20 protein-coding genes are annotated in these 22900 nt (G+C 55.0%); 12 read left to right on the plus strand and 8 right to left on the minus strand.

Annotated features, from left to right (window positions below):
- Window positions 1-193 precede the first annotated feature (193 nt).
- The gene (locus ACKPCT_RS16195) at window positions 194-1009 is read left to right on the plus strand and encodes a helix-turn-helix domain-containing protein (RefSeq protein WP_175527906.1); all 816 of its coding nucleotides are present in this window, start codon (window positions 194-196) and stop codon (window positions 1007-1009) included.
- Between the two features lie 92 nt (window positions 1010-1101).
- Here ACKPCT_RS16195 and ACKPCT_RS16200 read toward each other — a convergent pair whose 3' ends face one another.
- The 3 genes from ACKPCT_RS16200 to ACKPCT_RS16210 all read right to left on the minus strand — a co-directional run bounded on the left by ACKPCT_RS16200 (window position 1102) and on the right by ACKPCT_RS16210 (window position 2807).
- Window positions 1102-1338: a thioredoxin family protein gene (locus ACKPCT_RS16200; protein ID WP_090069080.1), complete on the minus strand. Its 237-nt coding sequence runs from the start codon at window positions 1336-1338 to the stop codon at window positions 1102-1104.
- A 24-nt stretch (window positions 1339-1362) separates the two neighbouring features.
- Window positions 1363-2376 (minus strand): permease, encoded by a 1014-nt coding sequence (locus ACKPCT_RS16205; RefSeq protein WP_244544615.1) that lies wholly within the window; start codon window positions 2374-2376, stop codon window positions 1363-1365.
- 65 nt (window positions 2377-2441) lie between these two features.
- On the minus strand, window positions 2442-2807 hold the full coding sequence (locus ACKPCT_RS16210) for an ArsR/SmtB family transcription factor (RefSeq protein WP_319567403.1): 366 nt from the start codon (window positions 2805-2807) through the stop codon (window positions 2442-2444).
- Between the two features lie 177 nt (window positions 2808-2984).
- Here ACKPCT_RS16210 and ACKPCT_RS16215 point away from each other — a divergent pair, with 177 nt between their 5' ends.
- From ACKPCT_RS16215 to ACKPCT_RS16250, 8 genes are all read left to right on the plus strand, one after another.
- Window positions 2985-3494 (plus strand): arsenate reductase ArsC, encoded by a 510-nt coding sequence (locus ACKPCT_RS16215; RefSeq protein WP_090069074.1) that lies wholly within the window; start codon window positions 2985-2987, stop codon window positions 3492-3494.
- Window positions 3494-4564 (plus strand): ACR3 family arsenite efflux transporter, encoded by a 1071-nt coding sequence (gene arsB / locus ACKPCT_RS16220; RefSeq protein WP_090069072.1) that lies wholly within the window; start codon window positions 3494-3496, stop codon window positions 4562-4564. Before ACKPCT_RS16215 ends, arsB begins: the two co-directional genes overlap by 1 nt.
- A gap of 370 nt (window positions 4565-4934) precedes the next feature.
- Window positions 4935-5984 (plus strand): LacI family DNA-binding transcriptional regulator, encoded by a 1050-nt coding sequence (locus ACKPCT_RS16225; protein WP_090069069.1) that lies wholly within the window; start codon window positions 4935-4937, stop codon window positions 5982-5984.
- Window positions 5985-6111: 127 nt separating this feature from the next.
- Window positions 6112-7359, plus strand: a complete 1248-nt coding sequence (locus tag ACKPCT_RS16230; RefSeq protein WP_319569430.1) for an ABC transporter substrate-binding protein — start codon at window positions 6112-6114, stop codon at window positions 7357-7359.
- Window positions 7360-7448: 89 nt separating this feature from the next.
- Complete coding sequence (locus ACKPCT_RS16235; RefSeq protein ID WP_319567404.1) at window positions 7449-8378, plus strand: carbohydrate ABC transporter permease; 930 nt, start codon at window positions 7449-7451, stop codon at window positions 8376-8378.
- Between the two features lie 26 nt (window positions 8379-8404).
- A complete protein-coding gene (locus ACKPCT_RS16240; protein ID WP_319569431.1) occupies window positions 8405-9274 on the plus strand; it encodes a carbohydrate ABC transporter permease in 870 nt (289 codons plus the stop codon).
- Between the two features lie 27 nt (window positions 9275-9301).
- Window positions 9302-11236 (plus strand): glycoside hydrolase family 127 protein, encoded by a 1935-nt coding sequence (locus ACKPCT_RS16245; protein WP_319567405.1) that lies wholly within the window; start codon window positions 9302-9304, stop codon window positions 11234-11236.
- Window positions 11233-12336 carry an ABC transporter ATP-binding protein gene (locus ACKPCT_RS16250; RefSeq protein ID WP_407652423.1) on the plus strand — a complete coding sequence of 368 codons (1104 nt, stop codon included), beginning with the start codon at window positions 11233-11235 and terminating at the stop codon, window positions 12334-12336. The genes ACKPCT_RS16245 and ACKPCT_RS16250 overlap by 4 nt, the downstream gene beginning before the upstream one ends.
- 92 nt (window positions 12337-12428) lie before the next feature.
- Here ACKPCT_RS16250 and ACKPCT_RS16255 read toward each other — a convergent pair whose 3' ends face one another.
- The 4 genes from ACKPCT_RS16255 to ACKPCT_RS16270 all read right to left on the minus strand — a co-directional run bounded on the left by ACKPCT_RS16255 (window position 12429) and on the right by ACKPCT_RS16270 (window position 16005).
- The gene (locus tag ACKPCT_RS16255) at window positions 12429-13076 is read right to left on the minus strand and encodes a nucleoside/nucleotide kinase family protein (RefSeq protein ID WP_319567407.1); all 648 of its coding nucleotides are present in this window, start codon (window positions 13074-13076) and stop codon (window positions 12429-12431) included.
- Entirely contained in the window at window positions 13073-13852 is a 780-nt protein-coding gene (locus tag ACKPCT_RS16260) for an ATP-binding cassette domain-containing protein (RefSeq protein ID WP_090069059.1), read from the minus strand. The genes ACKPCT_RS16255 and ACKPCT_RS16260 overlap by 4 nt, the downstream gene beginning before the upstream one ends.
- On the minus strand, window positions 13852-14913 hold the full coding sequence (locus ACKPCT_RS16265; RefSeq protein ID WP_090069056.1) for an ABC transporter permease: 1062 nt from the start codon (window positions 14911-14913) through the stop codon (window positions 13852-13854). Before ACKPCT_RS16265 ends, ACKPCT_RS16260 begins: the two co-directional genes overlap by 1 nt.
- 75 nt (window positions 14914-14988) lie before the next feature.
- On the minus strand, window positions 14989-16005 hold the full coding sequence (locus tag ACKPCT_RS16270; RefSeq protein WP_090069053.1) for a substrate-binding domain-containing protein: 1017 nt from the start codon (window positions 16003-16005) through the stop codon (window positions 14989-14991).
- A gap of 303 nt (window positions 16006-16308) precedes the next feature.
- Between ACKPCT_RS16270 and ACKPCT_RS16275 the strand changes: the two genes are divergently transcribed.
- Complete coding sequence (locus tag ACKPCT_RS16275) at window positions 16309-17556, plus strand: ROK family transcriptional regulator (RefSeq protein WP_319567408.1); 1248 nt, start codon at window positions 16309-16311, stop codon at window positions 17554-17556.
- Window positions 17557-17619: 63 nt separating this feature from the next.
- Here the strand turns inward: ACKPCT_RS16275 and ACKPCT_RS16280 are convergent, their stop codons facing one another.
- Window positions 17620-18831 (minus strand): MFS transporter, encoded by a 1212-nt coding sequence (locus ACKPCT_RS16280; protein ID WP_090069048.1) that lies wholly within the window; start codon window positions 18829-18831, stop codon window positions 17620-17622.
- A gap of 405 nt (window positions 18832-19236) precedes the next feature.
- On the opposite strand from ACKPCT_RS16280, the gene ACKPCT_RS16285 reads away from it, so the two are divergent.
- Complete coding sequence (locus ACKPCT_RS16285) at window positions 19237-20799, plus strand: putative bifunctional diguanylate cyclase/phosphodiesterase (protein WP_319567409.1); 1563 nt, start codon at window positions 19237-19239, stop codon at window positions 20797-20799.
- A 380-nt stretch (window positions 20800-21179) separates the two neighbouring features.
- Window positions 21180-22706: an ABC transporter substrate-binding protein gene (locus ACKPCT_RS16290; RefSeq protein WP_319567410.1), complete on the plus strand. Its 1527-nt coding sequence runs from the start codon at window positions 21180-21182 to the stop codon at window positions 22704-22706.
- Window positions 22707-22900: the final 194 nt, after the last annotated feature.

The following is a 22900-nucleotide window of genomic DNA, read 5'->3' on the forward strand; positions in this document are numbered from 1 at the left end:
TATTGGCAACAGCAGGAGGAGCTCAATAGGAATTACGTGTCTGAAGCTTTGAAAAAATATCTGAAATGAATATTGTTATTTTGTATCATCATCCGTATGATTGATTAGTTGCTTATTTTTCGGGCAAAATATCAAACTTTCAGCATTTAGGCGTAACATGGTAAATAGCAACATGCCCAAAATGAACACACCCGTGTCTAAGCCATCTGTTGCAAGTCTAGTTGGTAGCGACGCCCGTTTCGCCTTTGGAGAAACGGCCTATCAGGCAGGTGAGATTTTCGGCCCCTTGAAAGGCTACCAGCTTGAAGCGATCTATCTGCGGGTTGGGCAGGTGGAAGTGCATTGCGATGATGAGGTCTTTTCCATGACGGCGCCACAAGTGGCTCTAATAGCATCGCAAAAGCGGCTGGAATATCGCTATGGGCCAGCGAACCTCAGCAATGTTGTCTGGTGCCAGTATCTTTCTGAAAGGCTCGATAGCCGCACCTTTTCCTATCTCGCCCGCGGGGCCGGGCCGATGGATGTGTCGCCTGCCTCCGTCTCCCTTTTAAAGATCGGGGCAGACCTGCCTACCGAATTTCACGCCGGAATGGAAGATTTATGCTCAGCGCTGGGCATCGCCGTGATGGAAAATCTGATGGTGCGTCGACTGGCCCTCGAATCTGTCGACAAGATCCCGCCGCAAGTACAACTCGTGCGCCGCTATATCGAGGACCATCTGGGTTCGCCCATCACAATGAAACAACTGGCAGAGCTTTCAGGGCTCTCGCCGCAACATCTCAACCGACTGTATCAGGCCGCCTTTGACGAAAATCCGCTCGACTGTCTGTGGCGGTTGCGTGTGCGGCGCGGTGCCTATCTGCTCAGCCACACCGGCAAGCAGATCAGCCAGATTGCCTATGAGGTGGGGTTCAAGACACCCAATCACTTTTCACGCCAGATCAAGGAAGTTTATGGCCTCTCGCCCCGTAAGTTACGCGCCGAGAGTTGGACTCGCCACCCCAACTAGGCCCAAAAGGTCAAAGCCTTGACCTCAACCCAAAAAGAAAGAGGCAGACAAAGCCGCCTCTTTCTCTCTTGCTCACCAGACCCACTCTGGATTCAATCTTTCAGCCACCCCGCCAGTTTGGCTTCATCAGGCAGACCACCGGTATGCACCAATTTGCCATCCACGGCGATGCCCGGCGTGGACATGACGCCCGCCATGGCGATTTCCTTGGGGTCGGTCACCTTCTCAACGTTGGCTTCGATGCCTAGTTTGCTGGCGGCGTCTCGCATCATCTGGGCGGTCGTCTCGCAGCGTTTGCAGCCGGGGCCATAAACCTTAACCTGTTTCATATCAGTCTCTTCCTTCCTTGATATTTAGAAAATCGCATTGAACAGGAAGCCGACGGCAAGAATGCCGCTGCTTACCACTGCGATGAATACGGCGATCAGACGCAAGGTCAGCACCTGTCGCAAAATCAGCATTTCGGGCAAAGAGAGCGCGATGACGCTCATCATGAAGGCCAACACGGTGCCCAGCGCTGCACCTTTGCCCAACAGGGCTTCGACGATAGGGATCACGCCCGCTGCGTTGGTATAGAGCGGCACGCCCATAACAACGGCTGCCGGAACTGACCACCAGGCATCGGCGCCCATGATGTCGACCATCATATCCTCGGGCACATAGCCATGAATGAGGGCTCCCAGAGCGATACCAATGATGATCCAGATCCAGACCTTGGAGAGGATGTCGCGCACCGCCTCAAAGCCAAGCTTGTAGCGATCATAAAGGGTCAGTTTTTCAGCTTCGACGGCACTTGGTGCATTGGCACCGGAATGGATCTCCTGCACCCAGTCCTGCAACCAGCCTTCAAGCTTCAGCTTACCAATCACCCAGCCAGCCAGAATAGCCACGCCAAGCCCGAAAAACAGATAGGTCAGCGCCACATTCCAGCCGACAAGGCCGACTAGCAAAATGAGGGCCACCTCATTGACCATCGGTGCGGCAATCAGGAAAGAGAAGGTGACGCCAAGCGGCACCCCCGCAGAGACAAAACCAATAAAGAGCGGTACTGCAGAGCAGGAGCAGAAAGGCGTCAGGATGCCGAGGCATGCCGACATGACATTGCCCACCCCTTCGCGCTTACCCGAAAGCAAGGCGCGGGTCTTCTCGGGGCTGAACCATGAGCGCACAACACCCATGGCAAAGACGATAAGCGTCAGCAGCATCAGGACTTTGGGCACATCATAAAAGAAGAAGGCGATGGCCTCGCCGGTGTGACTATGGCGCTCAACGGGGAATAATGCCGTCACAGCTTCGGAAAAGGGAATGAGCTGGCTATAGACCGTCCACCAGAGTGCCACGCCAATCAGCGTGCCGATAATGAGCATCACAGGCCCCGGTTTGCCGGAGCCCTTCATCCATGGTTTGCTTTCTCCCATGGTTGAGCCATTGTCTAACATGCTTGTTTCTCCATTCCGTCACAGCGTACGGGTGGCCTCTCAACCTTTGAGAGGCGCGCACAATCCTCGGCATATTGGGCATCTTGCTTGATGCCTTCGACTGCGGCTTCCAGAGCTTGCCTGCTCCAGCTTGGCATGTCCTTAGCCAGCGAATAGAGCACCCATTGCGCTTCACGGCGGCTCACCAAGAGATTGGCCTCGCTCAGCACCTTGCAGTGGCGTGAAATTTTGGGCTGGGGCAATTGCAGCGCACCGACCAGCTCGCACACGCAAAGCTCGGTCTCTTTGGCGATGAGCGCCAATATCCGCAAGCGGATCGGGTCTGACAGGGCGCTGAAGATATTTGTGAGATTTTCCATAGCTCTTTATATACACCCAATCGAATATGCAAATCAACGCATATTCGCTAAAATGCATTTGCGACGCATTGACACAGAGGAATAAATCAATTATTCAAGATTTCTCGATATAATAAAATGATCTGAGCCCAAACCAGCAAATCGGGCCGGACAACATGATAATGCAGGAGGTCGAGCATGACCCAAATCACCTACAATGTCTTGTTTCTATGCACGGGCAATTCCGCCAGATCCATTCTGGCCGAAGCGATCCTCAATCGGACGGGAGGGGGCCGTTTCAAGGCCTTTTCTGCGGGGTCACATCCGACGGGCACCGTTAATCCCCATGCCATCGCATTGCTCAAACGCATGAATTACGACACCGATTTTGCCGCATCCAAAAGCTGGGATATGTTCGCGAAGCCAGGTGCCCCCAAGCTCGATTTTGTCTTTACGGTTTGTGACAATGCTGCCGGTGAAACCTGCCCCATATGGCCGGGCCAGCCGATGACTGCGCATTGGGGCGTGCCCGACCCTGCGGCCGTAACCGGCTCGGAAAGCGAGATCGCCCTTGCCTTCTCAGACGCCTATCGCATGCTCAATTCCAGAATTTCCATCTTTTCCTCCCTTCCCATAGCCAGCATTGATCGACTGTCTCTCCAGAACAGGCTTGATGCAATCGGCAAAAACCAAGCGAAAGCAGAATAATGTCCGTCGACGCAAATACCCTGCCCGACGCCTCCCAGAGCGGGGGCATCGGATTCTTCGAAAAATGGCTCTCCGTATGGGTCGCCCTTTCGATCGTTACCGGTCTGGTGCTGGGCGAGCTGTATCCCGCTCTGTTTGGTCTATTGGCCGGATTTGAATATGCCCATGTGAATCTGGTGGTCGCCATCCTCATCTGGGCGATGGTCTATCCGATGATGGTATCGGTCGACTTCTCCAGCATCAGCCATGTGGCCGACGAGCCCAAGGGCCTAATCATCACGCTGGCGGTCAACTGGCTGATCAAGCCCTTTACCATGGCCGTTCTGGGCGTGGTCTTCTTCAAATATCTCTTTGCCGGCGTGATCAGCACAGCGGATGCCGATTCGTATATTGCGGGCCTCATTCTGCTGGGCGCTGCCCCCTGCACGGCGATGGTCTTTGTCTGGTCTCAGCTTACCCGCGGCGACGCCAACTACACGCTTGTGCAGGTTAGCGTGAACGACCTCATCATGGTTTTCGCCTATGCGCCAATTGTTGCGCTGTTGCTGGGCGTTACCGACATTCCTGTACCGTGGGATACGCTTCTGCTGTCGGTTCTGCTCTATGTAGTCGTGCCTTTGGTCGCGGGCTATTTCACCCGCAAGGCGCTGGTTTCCAGTACCAAGACAGACGAAGCCGTGGCTGATTTCACAGCAAAGCTGAAGCCCCTTTCCGTCATCGGCCTTCTGGCTACGGTGGTATTGCTGTTCGGTTTTCAGGGCGGGGTCATTCTGTCTCAGCCTCTGCTGATCGCGCTCATCGCTGCGCCTTTGCTGCTTCAGTCCTATGGCATTTTTGCAGTAGCCTATGCGGCAGCGTGGGTCATGAAGGTGCCCTTCCGGATTGCTGCTCCATGTGCCCTGATCGGTACATCGAATTTCTTCGAGCTGGCAGTTGCTGTTGCCATCGGTTTGTTCGGACTGAATTCCGGTGCGGCTCTGGCGACGGTTGTCGGCGTTCTGGTGGAAGTGCCCGTGATGTTGTCTCTGGTCGCCTTTGCCAATCGCACCCGCCAGCATTTTCCAACCTAAGGGGCTGCCGAAGGCAGGTTTTCAACTGCCTTTTTATAAAAATTCCTGTCTATCACCTCTTTCTGAATCCTGTATCGGCCCAAAACCGGTACAGGATTTTCTCATTTTCAATTCTTTTCCTGAATTCAAGGCGCTGCCCTGTTGCGCAGAAATTTGCGCAGAGCCGCCAGCATGGCCGGGGCTATCCCGTAGGTGGTTTGCACAGCCTGTTTTGAAGAGACTGCAACCGGTTGCAGTGCTTTGAAGTGCAAAAATATCGCCTTGACAATATTTGGGTGCCAGTGCAATTCTGAGCTTGCGCAAACGGTAAACCAACGGTGAGCAAACGTTATCTCACCGAAATTTTCCCTTTGCGGAAGAGGAGGAAGCCGTGGTTACAGAGACAAGCACCAGACCTGCAGGCGCTATTCAGCGCGCGACAATCCGCGATGTTGCCGCCAGAGCTGGCGTAAGTGTAACGACTGCATCTCGCGCCCTCAACGGCACGGGCAGAATGTCTGAAGAGACACGATTGCGTGTGCAGCAGGTGGCCAAGGATCTGGACTATCGGCCAAACAGCATGGCGCGTGGGCTGGTTCAGCAACGTTCTTTCACGCTTGGTCTTTTGACAGACGATACTTATGGACGTTTTACCCTGCCCGTCGCGGCAGGTCTCTCCTCGGCCATGACAGATCGTGGCGTGTCGGTTTTTCTCAGTGCCGGCGAAAAGGAACCCAAGCGCATGCAGCTCAATCTGCGCGCCATGGAGGAAAAACGGGTCGACGGGCTGGTGATTACCGGCAAACGCATCGATCGTTGCCTGCCGGTGGATGTATCCAGTCTGGGTATGCCCGTTGTTTATGTTTATTCCGAATGTCCCGATGGGGGTATCGGCTTTGTGCCCGATGATTTCAACGCGGCCAAAATGGCAACCGAGCATCTGATCAAGCTGGGGCGCCGCAAAATCGCGCATATCACGGGCATGTCCACATTCAAGGCCGCCCACTTGCGCAAAGCCGGTTGGCACGCCGCGCTTGAGGAGCATGGTCTTGCGCCATTTGGCGAGGCGCTGTTTGACAACTGGACCGAGGCCCATGGCTATGCGGCCGCCTTCCAGCTTTTTGATGCTGCTGCAGACAGGCCCGATGCCATTTTCTGCGGCAACGACCAGATCGCCAGAGGCGTCGTGGACGCCTTTGCGCAGTTAGGGATCAAGGTTCCCGACGATGTTGCCATTGTCGGTTTCGACAATTGGGAAGTATTTGCCAAGGCAACCCGCCCTCCTCTGACCACAGTGGATATGGGGCTTACCTGTCTTGGGAAAAGTGCAGGATTGGCACTGCTGGACATGATCGAAGGCAAGCCGATTGAAGCAGGCTTGCGGCAGTTGCCCTGTCGTCTCGTTGTACGGCAATCCTGTGGAGGAGAAGCGTCCGAATAGGAGGACGAGCAGCCCTTTTTGTGACGGAACCATTTTGGAAGGGCTTAAGACGCACATTTTGCGCAAACGTTGTCTCAGTAGTGCAAGGACTGCCTGGGACAACCATAGAGGAGGATTTATCGTGACTATCAAAGCATTGCTTGGCGGTGTTGCCATGGCTGCAATTGCATTGCCCGGACTGGCTCAGGCAGAAACATTTTCGCTCTGGGTTCGCTCGGACGGATCGGAATTCATGCCCAAGCTGGTGGACGCCTTCAACGCCAAGGGGGAAGACAAGGCCGAGTTGCAGATCGTGCCGGTCAATGAGCTGGTACAAAAATATGCCATCGCCGCTGCCGGGGGATCTCAGCCCGATGCTCTTTCGCTGGATCTCATTTTTACACCCTCTTTCGCCCAGGCCGGGCAGCTCAAGGATATGACGGACTTTGCCAAGTCTCTGCCCTATTATGACAGCCTGTCTCAGGCCCATCTGAGCGTGGGCACCTATGATGGCAAGATCTACGGCATGCCATTCTCGGCTGACGCATCCGTGCTGGTCTGGAACAAGAACCTTTATAAGAAGGCTGGCCTTGATCCTGACAAGGCTCCCGCTAACTGGAACGACATCCGCAAGGCCGCCGAAGCCATTGGCGCGCTGGGTGATGATACTTACGGCTTCTATTTCTCGGGCAATTGCGGTGGCTGCAATATCTTCACCTTCACGCCTTTGATTTGGGCTTCAGGCGGCAATCTGTTTGAAGATAAAGGCGCCAAGGCCACCGTCAAGACACCACAGATGAAAGATGCGCTGGAATTCTATCGTGGCATGGCCAAGGACGACCTGGTGCCTGCCGGTTCACAGACGGACTCTGGCTCCAACTTCTTTGCAGCCTTTGCAGGCGGCAATATCGGCCTCACGCCATCTGGTTCCTTTGCCATTGGCGCGCTCAACAACCAGTATCCGGATCTGGACTACGGGGTTACCTACCTGCCGGGTAGGGATGGCGACTGGTCTTCCTTTGCCGGGGGAGACAATATCGTGGTTTCGGCCAAGACCGATGAAGACAAGATGCCTGCGATCGAGGCTTTCATCAAGTTCGCCTATTCCTCTGAAGGACAGACCATTCTGGCCAAGAACGGCTCGCTGCCTGTGCGCGCCGATGTCGCCGAAGAAGCCCTCAAAGGACTTGATAGCCGCTATCTGATTGCCGCCAAGGCGATGGACAAGGGCCGGACGCCTTACACTCCGGTATTTAATGATCTCATCAATTCGCTGAATGGCCCATGGGTCAACATGCTAAACAAGGCCTTCTTTGCCGATAGCGCCGAAGAGGTTGATGAGGCGATGGATGAAGCACAGGAAGAGATGCAGTCCATAATCGATTCTTCCCGGTAGATCCTCCAAAATCTGCCTAGCAAGAGCCGCCGACTGACCCATTTTCAGTCGGCGGTGTCCCTCGCATTCCTGCTTCAAAGGATTACACCATGACTGACGGTCTCATGGCAGTTCCGGAGACTCCTATGCCTACGCGCCGCAGGCGACGCAGGCATTCCCAATGGAACGGATTGCTGTTCGTTCTACCTTCGCTTCTTCTGGTTACCATCTTCTTTATCGTGCCGTTGGGCATGGCGGCGTGGATGTCGCTGCATAAATGGCCGCTGATGGGCGTGCCCCGCTGGGTCGGGTTCGACAACTACGAACGCCTTCTGACCGACAAGAGCTTCTGGTCCTCTCTCTGGTTCACGATCGAATATACTGTCGTTATCACGATCGGCCTTCTGGGCGTCGCCATGGCGTTGGCCCTGATCGTTCAGGGACAAGGCAAGGCGATTTCAGCCTATAGAACCATTTATTTCCTGCCAGTTGTCACCGGCTTTGCCTCTGCCGCCCTGTTGTGGGTGTGGTTGTCAAATGTGGATACGGGCCTGTTCTCACCCCTGGCGCAGGATATCGGCCTTACAGAAGGGCGTGTGAATATTCTGGCCAACTTCACGCCAGCCTTCTGGTCAGTCATCTTCATGGTCATCTGGAAGATGGCCGGTTTCTACATGGTCATCCTGATGAGTGGCCTGCAATCCATTCCGACCGACTATATCGAAGCGGCGCGCATTGATGGTGCCAAATGGAGCCAGCGGTTCCGCTTCATCATCATGCCACTCATCCGCAAGCCTTTCGCGCTGGCGCTCATCCTGTGCATCTCGGGTTCGATGCTGGCCTTTGACCAGTTCTACATCATTCTCAGCGGTGGCCCGCGCAACCAGACGGTTACTGCCGTTTACAAGATCTTCAATGAAAGCTTCATCTCGTTCCGCCTGGGCTATGGCGCTGCGCTCTCCATGGTGCTGCTGGTCATCCTTCTGGTGCTGAGTGTCATTCAGCTTACATTCCTGAGCGACAAGGGACCGAAAAAATGAATGCCGTGACCTTCTCCGATCAAGCCATGGCAGCTTCGTCTGCCCCCACCCAGCGTAAGGGACGGCTGCGCTATCACACGCTGATCTTTCATGCCACGTCGGTTCTGGTTGCCCTGCTGTTTCTGGCGCCGCTGGTATGGGTGGTGCTCTCAAGCTTCCGCTCACCGGCTGAATCCACCCAGCCTCCCATTCCGCCCTGGCCGATGGATGGCTTCAGTATCTCAAGCTATGACAGGCTGGAAAATTTCGGCCAGTCGGTGCTTCATTACTCGGGCAACTCCCTGTTTGTGGCTGTGGGTACCTCGATGCTGACCATCGTGGTTTCGCTTCTGGCAGGCTATGGCTTCTCGCGCTATCGCTTTCCGCTCAAGGGGCTCGCCTTCGTGCTCATCCTGTCCACCATGATGATCCCGTTCCAGTCGATCCTGACGCCACTATTTCTGCTGTTGGCCAAGATGGGGTTACAGAATACGCTCATTGGGCTGGTCTTCATCTATACAACACTGCAATTGCCCTTCTCGGTTTTCATGATGCGCAACGCGTTTGACGCCGTGCCAAAAGAAATCGAGGAAGCCGCCCGGATGGATGGCGTCAAGGGCTGGCGCATGTTGGTTCAGGTAATGGGACCGCTGGTTTTGCCCGGCGTGGTAACAGTGGGGCTATTTGCCTTCCTCAACGCCTGGAACGAATTTCTCGCAGCTCTCGTGCTGCTCACGGATCAAAGCAAGTTTACGCTTCCGGTTCTGATGACTGCCGTCCAGCACGGCCGGTATGGCTCGGTGGACTGGGGGGCCGTGCAGGCTGGCGTCACGCTGATGATGATCCCTTGCATGATCCTCTTCCTCATTCTTCAACGCTCCTACATCCGAGGCCTCACGGCCGGTGCTGTGAAATAGGCAGCCCTCCCGCGAAAGGATATAACAATGAATACACTTTCTTCTACCAAAGCCGGCGAGGCCCTGCAGCCAAAAGCAAAATTCCGGCCGCTTGCCGTCAACCAGATAGAGGTGAGCGGCTTCTTCGGGCCCAAGCTGGATGTCATTGCCACCACTACGGCGAAAATCCTGTTTGATCGCTGCATAGAGGCACGGATGCTGGAACAGGTCGACCCTGACCTGCCCAACCCGGGGATTGTGATCCCTTTTCAGCATAACAATACCGTCACCACACAAATGTTCTGGGATTCCGATTTCGGCAAGAGCATCGAGACGGCAGCCTACGCCCTTAACCGGCAGCGCGACGCCGAACTTGAAGCCCGCGTTGACGCGGTGATCGACGCCTATGGCCGCCTGCAGACCGAGGATGGATATCTCAACAGCTGGTATCTGCGCATCGAGCCCGGCAAACGCTGGACAAACTTGAGAGACCGGCATGAGCTCTACAATGCAGGGCATCTGATAGAAGGCGCCATTGCCTACTATCATGCAACCGGCAAACGCAAATTCCTCGACATTCTCAGTCGCTATGCCGATTGCATTGACGCCACATTCGGGCCGGAAGCAGGCAAGAAACGCGGCTATCCGGGCCATCCGGAGCTGGAGCTGGCGCTTATCAAGCTTGGCCGGGTTACCGGTGAGCAGCGCTATCTCGATCTGGCGAAATTCTTTGTCGATGTGCGCGGCGAGGCGCCCAGCTATTTCGATGAGGAAGCCAATGCGCGCGGGGAGAAGCCGGAGGACTTCCATTTCTCAACGCTGGAATATTGTCAGGCGCACAAACCCGTACGCGAGCAGAGAGAAGTGGTGGGGCATGCCGTGCGTGCCGCCTATCTCTACGCAGGAATGGCGGATGTGGCGACCGAGTTCTCCGATACCAGCCTCGACCCGGCTCTCAACGCGCTTTGGTCTCACCTGACCGAACGCAACCTTTATGTTACGGGTGGTTTCGGGCCGTCCAAGGACAATGAAGGTCTGACCTTCGATTATGATCTGCCCAACGATTCCGCCTATGCGGAAACCTGCGCTGCGGTGGCTCTGGTCTTCTGGGCGAGCCGGATGCTCGGGCGTGAGCCTGACGCACGCTATGGGGATGTCATGGAACGGGCCATCTATAACAATGTGCTTTCGGGCCTGTCTGATGATGGCAGCCACTTCTTCTATGACAATCCGCTAGAAAGCCACGGCTATCATCATCGCTGGCGCTGGCATCGTTGCCCTTGTTGCCCGCCGAACGTTTCGCGGTTGCTCGCATCCATCGGAACCTATTTCTATGGTGTGTCCGAGGACGAGGTTGCTGTGCATCTTTACTGCTCCAACAAGGCGGATCTGAGAGTTGCCGGGCGCAAGCTGAGCCTTGGCCAGACCACCAACTATCCGGCTGACGGTAGGATCGCATTCCAGATCGATCCTGAGGAAGCATGTCCCTTCACGCTTTCGCTGCGCATTCCCGATTGGGCCGATGGTTACAGCCTGAAGCTGAATGGAGAAACGGTCGATGCCAAGCCGGAGAAGGGCTATATTCGCCTTGCCCGCACATGGCAAGCTGGCGACCAGTTGACCCTTGATCTCGATATGCAGCCGCACAAGCTCTACGCCAACACGCAGGTCGCCCATGATCAGGGCCGCACCGCCATTCTGCGTGGTCCCATTGTCTATTGCATCGAAGGGGTGGATCACGATGCACCTCTGAATACCTATCTGGTCAAGGATGCGGTTCCTATTACACCATCAACCATTGAGGCCTGGCCTGATACGGTGGCGCTGGAAGTCGAGGCTCTGGTGGAATATCGCAAGGACGACGCCCTCTACAATACAGAGCCCCCCTTGCGCAAGCCTGCAACACTCAAGGCTATTCCTTACTATCTTTGGGATAATCGCGAGCCGGGCGAAATGCTCGTCTGGTTACGCAGGGAGGCATGACGATGAACGAGCAAGTCAATCTACAACGCATTCAACGACAGGCGGGCCTGTGTTTACGGCGTGTTAGCAAGTCTTTCGGCTCGGTCGAGGTCATCCGCGATGTTGATCTTGATATCGAGGGCGGCGAATTCGTCGTCTTTGTCGGGCCATCCGGCTGCGGCAAGTCAACGCTGTTGCGGCTCATTGCCGGACTGGAAGAGGTTACCAGCGGCGATGTGCTGATTGCAGGCAAGAATGTCACCGAGGAAGACCCTTCCGACCGGGGCATCGCCATGGTGTTCCAGACCTATGCCCTTTATCCGCATATGACAGTGGCACAGAATATGGGCTTTGGACTCAAGGTGGCCGGACGGTCCAAAACCGAGGTCGAAGAGAAGGTGGGACAGGCAGCCGATGTTCTGCAGCTTAACGACTATCTCGATCGACGCCCAGGGCAGCTCTCGGGTGGGCAGAGGCAGCGGGTGGCCATCGGACGGGCGATTGTGCGTGATCCCGATGTCTTCCTGTTCGATGAACCGCTCTCAAATCTTGATGCCGAACTGCGCGTGGATATGCGGATCGAAATTGCCCGCCTGCACCAGAAGCTCGGTAATACGATGATCTATGTGACCCACGACCAGACCGAGGCCATGACACTGGCGGACAAGATCGTGGTTCTGCGCGCTGGACGCATCGAGCAGGTTGGTTCGCCTTCAACCCTTTATGATGATCCGGACAACATGTTTGTCGGCGGCTTCATCGGTAGTCCGAAAATGAATTTCATGGACGGGGTCATGCGCCAGAACGGCGTTGAGGTCGCCGGAGTTATTCTGCAAACCCGGCCGATCACCAACCGCCCTGCGGATGGAACGCCAGTGCATGTGGGCATTCGGCCTGAGCATTGGCGACTGGCAGAAGAGGGAAAGACGGCGGTCCCCTTCAAGGTGGGCTTTTCAGAATTTCTGGGAGGCGCCAGCTATCTCTATGGCACAATCGGGGAGAAGAGCTGCACGGTGAATGTAGAGCGCGAGGCGATCTCCGAGCGTGGCTCCGTGCTCAATCTGATGGCTGATGCAGATCACATCTGCCTGTTCGACCAGAATGAGCGGCGCATTCGCTAGAAGACCCGCTTTTTTTAAAACAAGATTCCAGCCACCCCGGAGCGTCATACACGCTTTGGGGTGGGTTGCCTTCCTGCACTTGTCAGCGCGATTTAATCCAGCACCATATCAGCCTTGATGCTCTGCTTGAGAACAAGGCGAGCATTGACCAGATCATTCATTTCCGTGCGCTTGGCAGCGGCTTCCGGATCAAGGCCATAGCGCAGCCAGCGCTTGTTAAGGCGTCGGGTCAACTCGTCAATACCGGGATTGACAAAAACACTGGCGGAGAAGGCATCGGCCAGCGCATTCCATGGCGCAGTGCGGAGCAACAAATAGTTGCCCTCCACCACGATGATCGGCGTTGTTGGCGCAATTTCAATAGCACCGGCAATAGCAATATCGCGGCTGCGATCAAAGGTGGGAAAGTAGGTGAGCCCATCAGATTTCGAGAGGCTTTTGACGGCCTCACAAAATCCCACGGCGTCAAATGTTTCCGGAGCCCCTTTGCGAGGAAACAGACCGTGCGCCTTTAGAATCCGGTTATCCAGATGGTAGCCATCCATCGGCAGAAGTGCCGCCTTGGGCACTTCACCTTCATGACCCGCATTGAGCGCCTTGACCACGCTCTCGGCGAGCGTAGACTTGCCTGACGCAGGCGCTCCGGCGATGGCGAGAATCGTTCGCCCATCCGGTCTTTTATGCCGCTCGACAAGCGCGCAGACCTCTGCCGTCTTCTGTTTCAGGCTTTCTTTTTTCATGCAACCGCCTCTTGATCCGGAGGGGCCATTGCCCCTGTCATCAAAGCAACCGCATCTGACATGGAATATTGCTTGGGATCAACAACGCAGAGCCGTTTACCCAACCTATGCACATGAATTCGATCTGCAACTTCAAAGACATGGGGCATGTTATGGGAGATCAGGATGATCGGAATGCCCTTGCTCTTCACCGTCTTGATAAGATCGAGAACCTTGCGACTTTCCTTCACGCCAAGGGCCGCAGTCGGCTCATCGAGAATAACAACATTGGTACCGAACGCTGCAGCGCGCGCCACGGCCACCCCCTGCCTTTGACCACCAGAAAGAGTCTCCACGGTCTGGGCAATATTCTGGATTGTCATCAGCCCGAGCTCAGTGAGCTTGTCACGGGCAAAATTCTGCATCTTCTTCTTGTCCAGTTGCCGGAACACGCTACCCATGATGCCCGGCTTGAGGATCTCGCGTCCCATGAACATATTGTCAGCGATCGTCAGCGCGGGCGAGAGGGCCAGCGTCTGATAGACGGTTTCAATGCCATGTTCACGGGCCTGTATGGGCGAAGAGAAATGCACCGGCTTGCCCTCAAGGCGGATTTCGCCACTGTCCGGCCTCAGAGCGCCAGACAAGGCCTTGATGAGAGTTGATTTGCCTGCGCCATTGTCGCCAATGACAGCGAGGATTTCTCCGGGCATCAGATCGAAATCACAGTCTTCCATGGCGATAACGCGCCCATATCGCTTGTTCAGTTTGCGTGCGGTCAGAATAGGGCTGGTCATCACAGGCTCACTTTCCGAATGGTTTGGTCGACGGTTACTGCGAAAATAATCAGGGCACCAATCAGCAGATAGGTCCACTGCACATCAGCTCCAAGCAGGCGCAGACCGAGGGTGAAGACGCCAACAATCAGAGCACCAAACAGGGTGCCAGCCACCGAACCGCGCCCGCCAAACAGCGAGATGCCACCGATCACCACAGCGGTGATACTCTCGATATTGGCCAACTGTCCGGCTTGTGGCGACACCGAGCCCAAACGACCGATCAATGCCCAGCCGGCAAAGCCGCAGATCAAACCGCCGATGGCGTATACGGACACCAGAGTGGCTTTCACCTTGACGCCGGAAAGCTCGGCAGCGTCCGGGTCATCGCCCACCGCATAGACATGGCGTCCCCAGGCTGTCTGGCTGAGAATGTAGGACATGAGAAGCACCAAAAAGAGCAGCAGGATAACGCCATAGGTAAAGACCGCGCCACCCACCGTTATGGTCCGTCCGAAAAATTGCAGGATCGGAGCAACCTGCGCGATCTCTTCGCTGCGGATGACCACACTGCCCGAATAGAGGAAGTTGGCAGCCAGAACGATCTGCCACATGCCCAGCGTCACGATGAAGGGGGGCAGCTTGACGAAGGCGACCAGAAGGCCGTTGGCCGTGCCAAAAAACAGGCCGGTTGCCAGCCCACACAAAACGGCAAGCTCGCCCGGGATACCGAGATCAAAGGTGAATTTGCCCATGATAACCGAGGATATGACTGCTATCGCGCCAACGGAAAGGTCAATGCCTGCGGTGAGAATAACAAGGGATTGCGCCACGGCCACGATGCCCACGATCGCCACTTGCTGCAGGATCAATGTCAGCGCGAAGGGCGAGAAAAAGCGATTGCCGTTGAGGATGCCAAATATAATCACTGCCGTGACAAGCACGAAAAGCGGAATGGCAGAGGGCGTCGTCTGAAGAAAGCCCAGCAAGCGATGGAAGTTTGATTTGTGGGAGCTGTTGAATTCTGCGACGGTCTCTTGCTCTGGCAAGCGTTCTTCAGCAGATCCAGGTGCATCAGTCATGAGATCGCATTCCTAATGAGTGCACGGGAGCGGGACGCAACCGGGCGCCCCGCGATTAGATCTTTCAAAGAGGCATTAGCCCCAGCAAAGATTCTTGCCTTCTTCAACGGTCAGCTGTTCGAGCCCTTCAACCGGTTTATCGGTTACAAGGCCAACGCCCGTATCAAAGAAGTCCTTGCCTTCGGTTGCGGCTGGCATTTCGCCGGTTTCCACGGCTTTAACGATGGCTTCAACCCCTTTGCCTGCCATATCAAGCGGATATTGCTGAGCGGTTGCTCCAATCACACCTGCTTCCACATTGGCCACACCCGGGCAGCCGCCATCGACGGATACGATCACGGCGTCATCCTGTTTACCAAAGGCTTTCAGAGCTTCATAGGCACCGGCTGCGGTTGGTTCGTTGATGGTGTAGACCACATTGATATCAGGGTTGATAGCGAGCAGGTTTTCCATGCCCTTGCGGCCACCTTCTGCGTTGCCGTTGCCGATTTCCTGACCGACGATGCGGCTGTCGGTTTCGTCACCCCATTTGCTCTTGTCGCCGATATCGATACCGAAGCCGGTGAGGAAGCCCTGATTGCGCAATACGCCAACGGATGGCTGCGTTACGTTGATGTTGATGAGGCCGATTTTAGCGTTGGCAGGATCGTCCACGGTTTTTGCGGCCCATTTACCGATCAGTTCACCAGCCAGGAAGTTATCCGTGGCGAAGGTCATGTCGGCAGCGTCCATCGGATCAAGCGGTGTGTCCAGAGCAATCACCACCAGACCAGCATCGCGGGCCTTTTTCACCTGACCGGTGATGGCCTTGGAATCGGTTGCCACCAGCAAGATGCCCCCAGCGCCTGCTGCAATGCATGTTTCAATGGCAGATACCTGCGTTTCGTGGTCCCCGTCATACTTGCCCGCAAAGCTGCGCAGCTCGACACCAAGTTCGTCAGCTTTGGCCTGGGCGCCTTCTTTCATTTTCACAAAGAATGGATTGGTTGCGTCCTTGGTGATCAGACAGACAGAGGTGTCTGCAGCAGACGCAGCGACGGACATGCCAGCTGTCATGAGCGCGGCAGTTGCCAGTGTAGTGAGATATTTCATAAGTGAACTCCAGGTTCTATTGCCTCAATCTTCTGCTCTCTCGGGCAAGGTCCCCCAACCCGGCCAGCAGAAGTCTCCTCCATGGGCAAAAAGCCTCGAATGGGCACAATCGGCTCATATTTTGAAATGTCGTCTCGAAGCTTCCTCCCGACGGCCAAACCGCCGTCATGCTCTTTCGTACCCCTGTTCCGAAAGGCTTGTCAATAAATACTTCCTAATGAATTAATAAGACAATGGGCGCATTGACGCGCATTTGCGCTTGCAGACAATAGGGGGGATTTCTAGTATGGCGGAACAGCAATCATGGCATCCGGCCTGATCAGAAGCGCTCGTTTGAAAGTCGATAATATGAACAAGAACAATCCCGACACGCTCCAGCGCAGCTTTCAGAAAGGCTCCAATCAGGTCGCGATCAGAAGCTATAATGAGCGTCTGGTGCTGCAATTGATCCGGGAACAGGGTGCTGTCACCAAGGCCGATGCCACCCGTGCGACCGGCCTTTCCCCCAATGCCATTTCTACGATTTTCCGTACGTTGGAAGAGGACGGGTTCCTATTACGCGATGAACCAATCCGGGGTCGGATCGGTCAGCCATCAACGCCGATGCGTCTTGATCCGGAGGTCCGCCACTATGTGGCCTTTGCCGTCGGGCGCCGGAGTATGGAACTTGCCGTCATCGATTTCCTCGGTCAGGTCAAAGCGTCCAAGCGCCTTATCATCCCTTATCCAACGCCGGAAGGAGCGCTGACATTTTTCAAAGACAACCTGACCCCTCTGCTCCGGGCGGCCAAGCAGACCCGCGGCTCTATTGCAGGGATGGGCCTCGCCATGCCATTCGAGCTCTGGAGCTGGACGGGTGAGTTTGACGCCCCTTCCGAGGTGATGAGTGCCTGGCGTGATTTCTCTCTTGTCGAAGCACTGCAAGAGCTCGTGCCATGGACCATCGTATTTGAAAATGATGCAACAGCGGCCTGTCGCGCAGAACTCGTCTTCGGCTCACGCAGCACATTGCAGGACTGGATCTATTTTTTCATCGGCACCTTCGTGGGTGGCGGCGTCGTACTCAATGGCAGCGTCTTTGCCGGCCGCAAGGGCAATGCAGGCGGCTTTGGTCCCATGCGCGTACCGGGAAAGGAGGGTGACCGGTTGGTCGACCACGCCTCTCTGGTGGTGCTAGAACATTGGCTGAAGGCAGACAATCGCGAACCGCTGGATATCTATGACGAAGCCACAGACTGGAGCACACTGGAGCCCTATGTCTCGAACTGGATACACCGTGCCGCTCGCAATCTGGCGCATGCAACCGTCTCGGCCCTTGCCGTGATCGACTTTGAGGGCGTGGTGATTGACGGCGCCTTTCCGGCAGACATCCGCCAGCGTCTGGTCGATGAATTTCGGCACCAGATGGACATCATCGATTTGCAGGGCGTTACGATGCCGGAAATTGATGCCGGGCATGTGGGGCGAAAGGCCCGCATTCTGGGCGGCGCGGCGACCTTGATCAATCAGAACCACATGATCGACCAGAACACGCTCTTGCGGTCACAGTGACGCAATCCGGGCGCGTCTCTCGCTCTTTACAGCGCCAGACACCAGTCAGGCATTAGCCAGACATCAGTTTTCCCGCTTCAAACGCCGCGCGATGATGAAACTGATCAGCGAGAAGATAAAGCACCAGATGCTCATAAAAATGCTCTGCGTGGGAAAGAAAACACCAGCATCGATGAAGAGACCGGTAATGCCCGGCCCGATTGCGGTCGAGAAGACCATGACAGTGGTCGTCAAGGCGCGAATGGCACCAAGATAGCGCGTCCCGTAAGCCACCGGCAGGAACACACCCCAGAAAGCACCCGACAGCCCCTGAGTAACACCGCACAGTGCCAAAACGGCGTACCAACTCCATACCGGCTCGCCGACGGTTATCAGTAGCACTCCAAACCCCATGGGAATCAGAATGACCGGGAGCAGGCGCTCCGCACCGAAGCGATCAGACGCCCAGCCCATGAGAAAGGTGGAGGCAACGGTAGCCGAGGCAAAGAAGGAATAACCCGGCGCCATCTCCATCAGCGACCATCCCTTGACGTTGGCAATATGGGTCTGGTGGAAGAACATCACGGTTGCGATGAAACCAGGTGTCAGCAACATCGGAATCAGAGCGGGCAAAAGCCAGTGCCGCGCCGCATCGCTTCGCGTCCAGTGGCGTCCGCCAAGGCCCTTGGTCAGGGTCTGCTCTGCCTTTTGGCCAACCGGAGAGCGATCATCAAGAGAAAGGAACCATACGGCAGGAGCCACAATCAAAATGAGGATCATTGATACGGTAACCCAAGTCAGGTTCCAGCCAATGGTTGCGATGGCAAACACGGCTACCAGCGGAACAATCACTTCTCCCAAGGGGTGCCCCAGCATGGCGATCGAAACGGCTCGTCCGCGCGAAGCATCAAACCAGCGCCCCATGGCTGTCATGGCAAGGTGGCCAAACATCCCCTGCCCGCAAAAGCGCAATAAAAAGAGAAAGATTCCGAGCATGACCACCGAGCTGGAAAAGCTGAAGCCCAGAGCAGCAATGGCAAAAATGAGCGTGATGGCAGGCGCTAGACGAGACAGAGCGATCTTGTCGGCCAGAGAGCCCAGCCAGAACATCAGCAAAGCAGAACTGAGGGTCGCAGCGGTATAAAGAGAGCCCCACGCGCCATCGCTCAAGCCAAATTCCAGTTTTATTTCCGTAGCGAAAAGCGAAATAAACCAGGTCTGGCCGAAAGAGGAAGCGAAAGTGAGCAAGAGGCCTGCGCTGAGCCACCGACTATTTTGTCTGATAAATGTGAGCATGTCTCTCCTGAGGCACCTGTCAGTGTCCTAAATCATGGCCCAATGGCTATCGCGTCGCATATGTGAGGGATCTTTCGGGAAGGAACCACTTGCGCGTTTGTCATGTCATGACAGCCCCGCATTTTGCATACGAATAGCATGATATGCAACCTGAGGCTTCCCGTGATATTGCATAATGACTCTCAAGCTCGCGCTTCGTCCTCTATTGCTCCCAGCTCTCGCCCCCCTTCTTAAGACCTAGGGGATCCCACAACTATCTGTTTTGCATCGCTAAACTTTAGAAAACCCGGAACACCTGACGGCATCAATCGTAAAAAATAACAAGTGCGATTAAGAAATTCTCTACGGTCTTGTGCGATTTTAGAAGAAATAAAAAGCAATTCTGCCTCAGGAGCATGAGCCCACATGTCAGTCGTGGCCTTCGGGAAAAAATATCTAGAGCTAGGCATCGTTATGTCAATTGCCGCGATGCTCTGGCTGGTCGGGGCCTCATATGATGTGTTTGAAGTGTTTAATTCCTATTCAAGATCCCATGAATCCTATGAGGTAGATGAGCTTGTCTGGGCCATTCTCTGTTTCGGCAATGCAGGCCTGTTCTACATGCTGCGATACCAATTGCAGAAAAACAAGGAAATCAAACGCAGGATCCGTGCAGAAGATGAACTGGAGTGGCTCTCCAAGCATGACAGTCTCACTCGGTTGCCCAACAGGCGCTATTTGCAGAAGTTGATGGATGACAATTGCTGCGAGGCTTATACGGCCAAGTTCAAACGCTTCGGTCTTTTGTCGCTGGATTTGAATGATTTCAAGAAAGCAAACGATCTTTTGGGGCATAAGGCTGGAGATACTGTTCTTAAGGAAATCTCCGAACGCATCATGAACGCCAAAGGCGTTGAACTTGCGTTCCGCCTTGGTGGTGACGAGTTTCTGGCCTTCACAAATATTCCATCAAACACTGACCCTGTAGTCTTTGCCGACGAGATTGCACGGCAACTGGTGCGCCCTATCGAAGTCGACGGGACGACCCAGATTGTCGGCGTCAGCGTTGGGTTGAGCATTCTTGGAGAAGATGCAGACACACTTTCCGATGCCATCCATTTTGCCGATCTGGCCATGTATTCAGCCAAACGGTCCCGGACCAAGCGCGTTGCCCGCTTCGAGCCGGAGATGCTTATTACCAATATGGAACGGGCGCAGCTGGAAAAAGATCTACTCAACGCGATCGCCAACAATGAAATCAAGCCCTTCTACCAGCCTCTGGTTGACCTTGAGACAGGCGAAATCTCCGGCTTTGAAGCGCTGGCCCGCTGGAATCGCAAGGGGCATGGCTTTGTCCCTCCGACAGAATTCATCCGGATTGCCGAAGAAATCGGCGTTATCACCGAACTCTCGGATCACTTGCTGCGGGTGGCATGCCTTGATGCCCAAAAGTGGCCCGATACCATTTCGCTGTCTTTCAATATTTCTCCGCTGCAGCTCTCCGATCCGCATCTTGGGCTGCGCATCCTCAAGCTACTCAATGAGGTGGACTTTCCACCCCATCGCCTTGAGCTGGAGATCACCGAAACGGCCCTGATCAACGAGCTCGATACGGCCACCGAGATCATTTATCAGATGCACCAATTGGGCATCCGCATCTCTCTGGATGATTTCGGAACCGGTTATTCCAACCTGTCTCAGCTCTCCCATCTCGATTTCAACAAAATCAAGATCGACCGCAGCTTCATCGACAGTTTCCAGACCGATGAAAAGCGCATGACAATCGTCAAGAGCATGCTGGCGCTCGGCTCTTCCCTTGGCATGGAGACCACCGCCGAGGGTGTCGAGACCAGCAATCAGCTCGCAGCCCTGATAGAGCTTGGCTGTAGTCGCGGTCAGGGATATTATCTGGGTACACCAGCCAGCAGTGAAGAAACCCTCAAACTGCTCGAAACGCCGCACTCTCGTGGATTTACGGCCAACGCATAGACCTTGCAAGATGAAAGCGGAAGCGCGCTTCTTTTCAGAGCTTCGGTACAGGTAAGCACCGTTCTTTGCTGACCATGCCAAAATGAAAAGGGGACGACGATCCTGATTGGCATTTCATCTACCGAAATTTCAAATCCAATTTCGGGGCTGATTGTAAAAATTTGTTGCCCCAGATCCCGATTCGTTAGCATCGACATCTGAGCCATTCTCTCCTCGTCAAAATCAGGTTTCCATCGCCCGAATGAGCGCGTGCCCCTTAGACTGCACTGGCATTGAAATCCTGACGACATTTTGCTTCAATGCGCCTCCAACTTAAACACACGCACCAGCACCGGTTGCGATAAGAGTGCGAATTAATCAAAACAAGGGGGAGTTCTTTCATGTTCTCTTTGCCGAAACTTTCCAGCGCATTGCACCTATCCGGGCGTGCTGCATTTGCAGCCCTGCTGACGGCCTCTGCGCTGACACTGACACCTGCCGCCGGTCTGGCTCAGGATTATACTCCCGATGCAGTCGTCAATATCGGCTCCCTGTATGAGCCGCAAAATCTGGACAATACCGGAGGCGCCGGACAGGGCATCAACGAAGCCTTCAACGGCAATGTCTATGAAGGCCTTTTCGTGCTTACCGATGGCGGGGACGTTAAGCCCAAGCTGGTAGAGAGCTATGAGATCAGTGATGACGGTCTTTCCTATAGCTTCACCCTGAAGGATGGCGTCACCTTCCATTCGGGCGATCCTTTGACGGCAGCCGACGTCAAAAACTCGATCGAGCGCGTCACGGCGGAGACCTCCTCCAGCTCGCGCAAGAAGAGCCTGAGCAACATCGCCAGCATCGAAACGCCAGATGACAAGACGGTCGTGATCACGCTTGAGAAGCCCTCCATCTCGCTGCCCTACAATCTGTCCTATGTCTGGATCGTCAATGATGCGGCGACCGACATCAGCAATTCCGAAGACGGCACTGGTCCTTACCAGCTTCAGGAATGGCGTCGCGGCTCCGCTCTGGCTCTGGTTCCGTTTGATGGCTATTGGGGCGACAAGCCAACCAATGGCGGCGTAATGTTCCAGTATTTCACCGATGCAACGGCACAGAATAACGCCCTGCTGACCGGTGCGGTTGATATCATCACCTCCATCCAGAGCCCTGATGCCCTGTCGTTGTTTGTCGACAATCCTGATTTCACCGTGTCGGAAGGCGCTTCCACCACGAAGGAACTTCTGGCCTACAATGATCGCATCGAGCCGTTCAACGATGCGAAAGTGCGTTCGGCGCTGTCGCGTGCCGTCAACAAGGAAAAATTGCTTCAAGCAATCTGGGGCGATTATGGCACTTTGATTGGCTCTTTCGTGCCGCCAACCGATCCATGGTATGTCGATCTCAACGACGTGAATGCCTATGATCCGGAAAGCGCCAAAGCGCTGCTGGCTGAAGCAGGCTATGCCGATGGCTTCTCCTTCACGCTGGATACACCAGACTATGACCCGCATCCCGTGGTCGCCCAATTCCTTCAGAATGAACTGGCCAAGATCAATGTGGATGTGAAGATCAACATCATCACCGCCAACGAATGGTACACCAAGATCTACAAGTCCCACGATTTTGAGGCGACTCTGCAGGAGCATGTCAACCATCGCGACATCGTCTTCTATGGCAACCCTGATTTTTATTGGGGCTATAACAATCCGGAAGTGACCAAACTGATCTCTGGCTCCGAGAGCGCCAAAAGCATCGACGAACAGACAAAGATGCTGACTGAAGCCAACCGGATCATCGCAGAAGACGCAGCCAGCATGTGGCTCTATCTTTATCCGCAGATCGTGGTTTCCACGTCCAATGTCAGCGGCTATCCGCTCAACGGGTTGAACTCCCAGTTCTTTGCGGCCGACATCAAGAAAGTCGACTAATCGCGACAACCCCTGGCGAAGGCCATTGCAATAAAAACTTGGCGAGGGGCGTGTGTTCCAAAACGGGCTCGCCTCTCTGTCAAGGACTGGCTATACACAAAGGGCACGCCCTGCGACCACGGGATATCATCTCCGGGTCTCGGGGCGTGCCCGACTCATTCTGTAAACTCTCTCTTCCTTGCGAGGATACGCAT

It is taken from the genome of Cohaesibacter marisflavi (assembly GCF_963665895.2).
In the GTDB taxonomy this organism is placed as follows: Bacteria; Pseudomonadota; Alphaproteobacteria; order Rhizobiales; family Cohaesibacteraceae; genus Cohaesibacter; species Cohaesibacter marisflavi.

What these genes read in the sequence shown, in the direction of transcription:
- ACKPCT_RS16200 (WP_090069080.1), bottom strand. Translation starts at nt 1,338, where the DNA reads ATGAAACAGGTTAAGGTTTATGGCCCCGGCTGCAAACGCTGCGAGACG.
- ACKPCT_RS16205 (WP_244544615.1), bottom strand. Translation starts at nt 2,376, where the DNA reads ATGCTCATTATCGGCACGCTGATTGGCGTGGCACTCTGGTGGACGGTC.
- ACKPCT_RS16210 (WP_319567403.1), bottom strand. Translation starts at nt 2,807, where the DNA reads ATGGAAAATCTCACAAATATCTTCAGCGCCCTGTCAGACCCGATCCGC.
- ACKPCT_RS16215 (WP_090069074.1), top strand. Translation starts at nt 2,985, where the DNA reads ATGACCCAAATCACCTACAATGTCTTGTTTCTATGCACGGGCAATTCC.
- arsB (WP_090069072.1), top strand. Translation starts at nt 3,494, where the DNA reads ATGTCCGTCGACGCAAATACCCTGCCCGACGCCTCCCAGAGCGGGGGC.
- ACKPCT_RS16235 (WP_319567404.1), top strand. Translation starts at nt 7,449, where the DNA reads ATGACTGACGGTCTCATGGCAGTTCCGGAGACTCCTATGCCTACGCGC.
- ACKPCT_RS16240 (WP_319569431.1), top strand. Translation starts at nt 8,405, where the DNA reads ATGGCAGCTTCGTCTGCCCCCACCCAGCGTAAGGGACGGCTGCGCTAT.
- ACKPCT_RS16245 (WP_319567405.1), top strand. Translation starts at nt 9,302, where the DNA reads ATGAATACACTTTCTTCTACCAAAGCCGGCGAGGCCCTGCAGCCAAAA.
- ACKPCT_RS16250 (WP_407652423.1), top strand. Translation starts at nt 11,233, where the DNA reads ATGACGATGAACGAGCAAGTCAATCTACAACGCATTCAACGACAGGCG.
- ACKPCT_RS16255 (WP_319567407.1), bottom strand. Translation starts at nt 13,076, where the DNA reads ATGAAAAAAGAAAGCCTGAAACAGAAGACGGCAGAGGTCTGCGCGCTT.
- ACKPCT_RS16260 (WP_090069059.1), bottom strand. Translation starts at nt 13,852, where the DNA reads ATGACCAGCCCTATTCTGACCGCACGCAAACTGAACAAGCGATATGGG.
- ACKPCT_RS16265 (WP_090069056.1), bottom strand. Translation starts at nt 14,913, where the DNA reads ATGACTGATGCACCTGGATCTGCTGAAGAACGCTTGCCAGAGCAAGAG.
- ACKPCT_RS16270 (WP_090069053.1), bottom strand. Translation starts at nt 16,005, where the DNA reads ATGAAATATCTCACTACACTGGCAACTGCCGCGCTCATGACAGCTGGC.
- ACKPCT_RS16275 (WP_319567408.1), top strand. Translation starts at nt 16,309, where the DNA reads ATGGCATCCGGCCTGATCAGAAGCGCTCGTTTGAAAGTCGATAATATG.
- ACKPCT_RS16280 (WP_090069048.1), bottom strand. Translation starts at nt 18,831, where the DNA reads ATGCTCACATTTATCAGACAAAATAGTCGGTGGCTCAGCGCAGGCCTC.
- ACKPCT_RS16285 (WP_319567409.1), top strand. Translation starts at nt 19,237, where the DNA reads ATGTCAGTCGTGGCCTTCGGGAAAAAATATCTAGAGCTAGGCATCGTT.
- ACKPCT_RS16290 (WP_319567410.1), top strand. Translation starts at nt 21,180, where the DNA reads ATGTTCTCTTTGCCGAAACTTTCCAGCGCATTGCACCTATCCGGGCGT.